The organism is Streptomyces sp. SID3343, assembly GCF_009865215.1.
Taxonomy (GTDB): domain Bacteria; phylum Actinomycetota; class Actinomycetes; order Streptomycetales; family Streptomycetaceae; genus Embleya.
Genome location: NZ_WWJX01000050.1, coordinates 1 through 6187, shown reverse-complemented (window position 1 = coordinate 6187; position 6187 = coordinate 1). Strand labels below are relative to the sequence as shown.

Below are 6187 nucleotides of genomic sequence, written 5' to 3'. Positions count from 1 at the left end.
TCGGGGGCGGCGGGTGGCAGCGGCGCGCGCCAGTCACCGGTCGCGGGTAGCCCCAGCGCCTGCGCGGTGGCCTCGGCGACGCGCAGATGGCCCTCGGTGGACAGGTGGAGCCGGTCGTCGGCCCACATCCGCGGATCGTCGAAGACGCGCGCGGTGAACAGGTCGACGACGGCGGCGTCGTGGCGCGCGCCGACGGTGTCGACGAACGTCACGAGCTGCTCGATACGGGGCATCAGGCGCGCGGACGAGCGCAGCCGGCGGGTGGGGTCGGTGCTGCGGAACAGGACCAGCCGGCCGCCGCCGGCGGCGAGCTTGGCGGCGGCCTGCTCGAAGACGGCGCATACGGCGCCGACGTCGCAGCGGGGACGCAGGACGTCGTTGAGCCCGCCGGCGAGGGTGACCAGGTCGCCGTTCAGCGCGGCGGCGGTGTCGACCTGTTCGTCGGCGATCTGGCGGATCAGCTTGCCGCGTACGGCCAGGTTGGCGTAGCGCAGGGTGGGGGTGTCGGCGGCGAGGCGGGTGGCGAGCAGGTCGGCCCAGCCTCGGTAGGAGCCGTCGGCGGCGAGGTCGGACATGCCCTCGGTGAAGGAGTCGCCGACCGCGACGAACGAGTGGAACGTGGGGTGGGGTGTGATGTGCATGGGAGAAAAATCGTAGCGGCCGGTCGGTCGGCGGTCGTGGAGGTGGGGTGCATCGGCGGACTGCGGACTGCGGACTGCGGACTGCGGGGCCGGGTCGGCGGTCCGGGCGACTGGGGCGGTGGGCGGCCCGGGTCAGCGGCGGCGGGCGACGCCGAAGAAGTAGTCGCCGAGGAGCGACTTGGAGCCCATCACGTCGAGCCCGTGGCGGGGCAGTTCGGCCAGGAAGTCGTGGTCGTCGAAGCGGTCTTCGGTGGGGTGGTCGAACAGCAGGGCGAGGCTGGGCCGGGCGAGCGCGCGGGCGGTCATCTCGGAGAAGTAGAACCGGCCCCCGGGGCGCAGCACCCGGCCGACCTCGGCGAGACACGCGCGCCAGTCGGGGATGTGGTGCACGATCGCGAAGTCGAACGCGGCGTCGTAGCTCGCGTCCTCGGCGTGGATCGTCTCGCGCAGGTCGGTCGCCGAGCCCTCGACGAGGCTGACCCGGCTGTTGCCGTGCCAGCGGCGTCGCGCCTTGGCGAGGGATTCGGCGTCGAGGTCGATCCCGTCCACGCGGGCCGCGCCGAAGCGGTTGAGGATGAGGTCGATGCCGCGCCCGGTGCCGCAACCGATTTCGAGCGCGTGCGCGCCGGGGTCCAGCGCGCCGCCCAGGCGCAGCAGGAGGGGCGTCTCGTACCAGAGCTGGGGCGCCCAGCGCAGTGGGCTCGCGACGACGGCCTTTTCGATGGTGTTCATGCGCATGGGCGGTGACTCCCCCGGTCGCGGACGGTGATCGAGGACCCACGATGGGCTGTGTGGTGGACGGCGTCAAGGATGTGGGAGGAGCGGATGGGGCGAGCGTGACCCGCGTTGTCGAGGATCGGGCTCCGGTCGCGGACCGGGATGGGGGAGTTCTCGTGTCGGTCGGGTCGACGGGCGCGGACCTATCGCTGATTCGCCACCAGGGTGCCGATGCCGTCGAGGATGCGGTCGAGGCCGAAGGTGAACAGCGAGTCGAGGTCCAGGAGCAGGTCGGGTGAGGTCAGCGCGGCGGCGTACATGGGGAAGTCGTTGGTGCGCAGGATGAGTTCCATCGTGGCGTCCTGGGCCTGCAACCATTCCTCGCTGGAGACCCCGGTGGCGCGCTCGGCCTCGTCCTCCAGCGCGAGGTTGATCGCGGTGCCGCGCACGTAGTTGAGCATCGTGACCGCGATGTGGATCATCACGTCGGGCGTCAGGTCCTCGAACTCGGCCATCGACCACTCGACGTGCATCATCCCGCGCACGGTCGGCAACGGCCTGGTCATCGACATGGTGTGCGCGAGCCACGGGTGGCGGCGATACATCTCCCATTGCAGCCGGCACGACGTCTCCAGTCGCGCGCGCCAGCCGATCGGGCCCGCCGTGGGCAGGGGCCGTTCGCCGAAGACCGTGTCGGCCATGGCGGCGACGAGATCGTCCTTGCCGGGGATGTGGCGGTACAACGTCATCGCCGCGACGCCCAGTTCGGCCGCGATGCGGCGCATGGAGACCGCGCCCAGGCCGTCGGCGTCGGCGATGGCGATCGCCGCCTCGACGATGCGTTGCCGGGTGAGTTCGGCATCGGTACGCGGGCTCTTGTGCACCATGGGGACGGCGACCACGGGGATCCTGGCGGCGGTCTTGGCGCGGTCGGCGACCACCGTGCCGACGCCGCGGCGCGGTGTGACCAGGCCCGCTTCGCGCAGCACGGTCAGCGCCCTGGTCGCGGTGGCCATCGCCACGCCCCACTCGGCGGTGATCGCGCGGGTGGAGGGGACGCGGTCGCCCGGGCGCAGTTCGCCGGCCTCGATGCGGCGGCGCAGCTCGGCGGCGATGAGCGCCGAGGGGGTGGGCGAGCGGGTCATACGGCCTCCCGTGGTCGTACGGACACAGGCGTGCACTATATCAATTTCGGGTGCACTAGCCCTGGTGCACTACTTGGTGAAGTGTTTATTCGCTGCCGCTACTGCCATGTTGTGCTGTCGACGAGCATGTGTTTACTGTGTACGAGTCAGCGCGTACGCCGTATAGGCGCATCAGTCGGGGAGACACCAATGACCATCGGGACACGTGCGGACGGCGCACCCGCCGGCAAGGCCGGGCGGCGGGAATGGATCGGCCTCGCCGTTTTGTTGCTGCCGCTTCTGCTGGTGAGCATGGACGTGTCGGTGCTCTATTTCGCGGTCCCGTTCATCGGCCGTGCGTTGGAGCCGTCGGGCACGCAGCAGCTGTGGATCCTGGACATGTACGGCTTCGTCCTTTCGGGCCTGCTGATCGTGATGGGCGCGCTCGGCGACCGGATCGGCCGGCGCCGGCTGCTCCTGGTGGGCGCGGGGATCTTCGCCGGCGCATCGCTGGCCGCGGCGTATTCGGGCAGCGCAGAGGCGCTGATCGCCGCCCGCGCGGCGCTCGGGGTGGGCGGGGCGGCGCTGATGCCCTCCACTCTCGCGCTGATTCGCACCATGTTCGTCGACGCCAAGCAGCGCTCCACCGCGATCGCGATCTGGACGGCCGTGATGACGGGCGGGATCTCGCTCGGGCCGATCCTGTCCGGCGTGCTGGTCGAGCACTTCTGGTGGGGCTCGATCTTCGTGATCAACGTGCCCGCGATGGCGCTGTTGCTGCTGCTCGTCCCGGTGTTCGTGCCGCACCACCGCGGTACCGCGCGCGGCCCGTTCGACGCGATCGGCGCGCTGCTGTCGCTGGGCACGCTGCTGCCGGTGGTGTACGGGATCAAGGAGAGCGCGCGTTCGGGCGTCTCGCCGCTGTCGGCCGCGAGCATCGCCTTCGGGCTGATCGTCGGCGCGCTGTTCCTGCGCCGTCAGCTCACGATCGAACACCCGCTGCTGGACGTCGGGTTGTTGCGGATGCGCGCGTTCGGCGGCTCGGTGGTGGCGAATCTGCTCGCGATGTTCGCGATCATCGGCTTCGCGATCTTCACGACCCAGTACTTGCAGTCCGTGCTCGGCATGAGCCCGCTCGAGGCCGCGATCTGGAGCCTGGTGCCCTCGCTCGCGGTCGCGCTCGCCGCTCCCGTGGCGGCGATGCTCGCCCAGCGGATGGACCGCGGATGGGTGATGAGCGGCGGATTCGCCCTCGGGGCGGTCGGGTTCGCGGTCTTGGCGACGGTCGACCAGGACTCGCCACTGGCCCTGACGATGACGGGCGCGGCGGTCTACGCGGCGGGCATCGTCGCGGTGATGACGCAGGTCACCGAGATGGCGATGGGGGTGGCTCCGCCCGAGCGGGCCGGGTCGGCGTCCGCGGTGCTCGAATCCGGCAGCGAGCTCGGTGGTGCGCTGGGCATGGCACTGCTCGGGACGATCGGCGACGCGGTCTACCACCGGGCCATGACGGACACGACCGCGCCCGGGAGTGCTCGGGAGACCCTCGGCGGGGCTCAGGCGGAGGCGGCGCGGATGCCGCGCGAGGCCGGGGACGCGCTGGTGCACGCGGCGCGGGACGCGTTTTGTGACGGTATGCGGGCGGCGGCCGTCGGGGCGGCGGTGGTGATGGTGTTGGCCTCGGTGTACTGCGTCAAGGTGCTGCGGGGGGTGCCGGTCGCGGGGAGCGGGGCCGAGAGCGAGGCGGGGGCCGGGGCTGACGCCGGGGCCGGAGTGGAAGCCGGAGTCGAGGTCGCCGTCGAGGTCGGCGCCAAGCGCGGAGTCGAGCCGGAGGCCGCGGCGCGAGCGTTCGTCCCGGAGTGAGTTCGAACGAGGTGTCGGCCCCGGGCCCGGCACTCGGCGCCGGGCCCGGGACGGTCGGCGTCGTCGGCGGCCCCGGCTACCGGTGCAGGTGCAGGTGCAGGTGTCGGTGTCGGTGCGGTCAGCGTCGCGCGCACGCCCGCGCGGTGTGCACCGTCGTGGCGGTGAGCAGGAAGGCGTCGGGGCGCCACAGGATGCCGGTGTCGGCGTCGTCGTCGAGCAGGGCGTCCAGGGTACGCAGGTCCTCGGCGGTCAGTCGGTCGGCGAGCCGTTCGCGTTGGTGGGTCAGGCGAGCGTGCAGGTGTTCGCGCGGCTCGGCGTCCAGCGGCGAGGGCAGGTCGGTGAGGTAGGAGTGGGACCCGGTGGGGACCAACCCGGCGCGGGCGAGCATCGCGGGCCAGTCCTCGACGGTTGCTCTGGCACCGGGCAGGGCGGCGCGCATGTCGCTGAACCAGTCCTCGTCGGCGGCGTCGATGCGCGCCTGGAGGCCGGGCCGGCCGATACCGATGTCGCGGGGCAGGAAGCGGGTGTTCAGGCCGCGCTCGGCGACCGCCAGGACTCCGCCGGGGCGCAGGGTGCGGGCCAGCGCGTCGAGCGCGGCCTGTTGGTCGCCGAGGTGGTGGACGACGTGGCCGGCCCACACGATGTCGGCGCTGCCGAGTACGCACAGGTCGGTGGGCAGTTCGGCGCGCCGGGTGTGCACCCGTCCGTCGAGACCCTCGCGGTGGGCGCGCACGCGGGCACGGCCGAGCAGACTCTCGGTGGCGTCGACGGCGGTGACGTGCGCGTTGGGGAAATAACGCGCGAGGAGGCACGAGGCGACCCCCGGGCCGCTGCCGACGTCGAGGATGCGGTCCACTCGGGTGAGCGTGCGGTCGCCGTGCAGGGCGATGTCGCGCAGGTGGGCGGCGGCCTGCTCCAGGAAGGGCAAAGCGAGTTCGGCTTCGCGTTCGAGGCCGTCGGCCAAGGCGTCCCAGTCGAGATCGTCGTTCGGTTGGGCGCTCATGACGGGTCTCCCGAGTGCAGGGCGGCCGGGCCGCCGCGATTGGCTGTTGCCGGGAGAACGTCGAGGCGGGGCCGCGGTAATCCTGCGCGGCGATTGCGCGCGCTATTCCCGGGAGAGCACGTGACTCGCAGACTTTTCGGCCGGTGGGGGAGGCGATGGGGATAGCGTTCGGGGCGAGCTGCCGCGCGTCGACCGTTGCCGGCGGGCGTGGACGGATACGGACAGGGTGTGGGCGTGGACGAGCCGGCGCGGGTGCGGGCGGAGGTCGTGCGGTTGCACGTCCTCGTCGAAGGGCTGCTCACGGGCGCCGAGCGGGACGTGGCGGAGTTCGCGCGAGCCCACGCGGTGGACTTCACGCTGACCGAGCCGGGTGGCCGCACGATGGACCGGGACGAGGTCCTGAAGATGATCGAGGGGGCGCGCGGAGCCGTACCGGGGCTGCGGATCGCGATCGAGGACGTGCGCGTGGTGGCGGCCGACGGCGCTTTCGTGGCGGCGGCGTACCGGGAGACGCAGACGCGCGCCGACGGCTCGGGCGACGTCAGGGCCGCGACGGTGGTGTTCGAGCGGGAGGAGTCGGCGCCGTACGGGCTGCGGTGGCGGCACCTGCACGAGACGTGGGTCGGGCGGGAGTAGCTCCGGGCGGGGGCGGGCGCTCGGACACCGAGGTCCTAGGAAGTGTCTTCAAAGTGGGCGTCTGAGCCAGAGCAGGATGGACACGATGGTGATCGCGGCGGTGAACGAGGAGGTGGTCTTGTCGTAGCGTGTGGCGATTCCGCGGAACTGTTTGAGGCGGTTGAAGCAGCGTTCGACGACGTTGCGTCGCTTGTACGCCTCGG

7 protein-coding genes are annotated in these 6187 nt (G+C 71.9%); 2 read left to right on the top strand and 5 right to left on the bottom strand.

The annotated features are described in order from the left end of the window. The 3 genes from GT354_RS02285 to GT354_RS02275 form a co-directional block, all read right to left on the bottom strand. On the bottom strand, positions 1-641 hold a 641-nt coding region (locus GT354_RS02285), incomplete at its 3' end, for an SGNH/GDSL hydrolase family protein (protein ID WP_161354465.1). A gap of 132 nt (positions 642-773) precedes the next feature. Next, entirely contained in the window at positions 774-1379 is a 606-nt protein-coding gene (locus GT354_RS02280) for a class I SAM-dependent methyltransferase (protein WP_237534292.1), read from the bottom strand. 182 nt (positions 1380-1561) lie between these two features. Beyond that, on the bottom strand, positions 1562-2503 hold the full coding sequence (locus GT354_RS02275) for a TetR/AcrR family transcriptional regulator C-terminal domain-containing protein (RefSeq protein WP_161354464.1): 942 nt from the start codon (positions 2501-2503) through the stop codon (positions 1562-1564). A gap of 189 nt (positions 2504-2692) precedes the next feature. Here GT354_RS02275 and GT354_RS02270 point away from each other — a divergent pair, with 189 nt between their 5' ends. Further along, entirely contained in the window at positions 2693-4345 is a 1653-nt protein-coding gene (locus GT354_RS02270; protein ID WP_161354463.1) for an MFS transporter, read from the top strand. Positions 4346-4463: 118 nt separating this feature from the next. Here GT354_RS02270 and GT354_RS02265 read toward each other — a convergent pair whose 3' ends face one another. Then, positions 4464-5348 carry a class I SAM-dependent methyltransferase gene (locus GT354_RS02265; protein ID WP_161354462.1) on the bottom strand — a complete coding sequence of 295 codons (885 nt, stop codon included), beginning with the start codon at positions 5346-5348 and terminating at the stop codon, positions 4464-4466. Positions 5349-5582: 234 nt separating this feature from the next. Here GT354_RS02265 and GT354_RS02260 point away from each other — a divergent pair, with 234 nt between their 5' ends. After that, complete coding sequence (locus tag GT354_RS02260) at positions 5583-5984, top strand: DUF4440 domain-containing protein (protein WP_161354461.1); 402 nt, start codon at positions 5583-5585, stop codon at positions 5982-5984. Between the two features lie 48 nt (positions 5985-6032). Here the strand turns inward: GT354_RS02260 and GT354_RS02255 are convergent. Continuing rightward, positions 6033-6187 (bottom strand): transposase (locus GT354_RS02255; protein ID WP_161354460.1); only part of this gene is annotated, 155 nt, incomplete at its 5' end.

Excerpts from the sequence above, each read along its gene's own strand:
- GT354_RS02280 (WP_237534292.1), bottom strand. The coding sequence starts at position 1,379 with ATGCGCATGAACACCATCGAAAAGGCCGTCGTCGCGAGCCCACTGCGC.
- GT354_RS02275 (WP_161354464.1), bottom strand. The coding sequence starts at position 2,503 with ATGACCCGCTCGCCCACCCCCTCGGCGCTCATCGCCGCCGAGCTGCGC.
- GT354_RS02270 (WP_161354463.1), top strand. The coding sequence starts at position 2,693 with ATGACCATCGGGACACGTGCGGACGGCGCACCCGCCGGCAAGGCCGGG.
- GT354_RS02265 (WP_161354462.1), bottom strand. The coding sequence starts at position 5,348 with ATGAGCGCCCAACCGAACGACGATCTCGACTGGGACGCCTTGGCCGAC.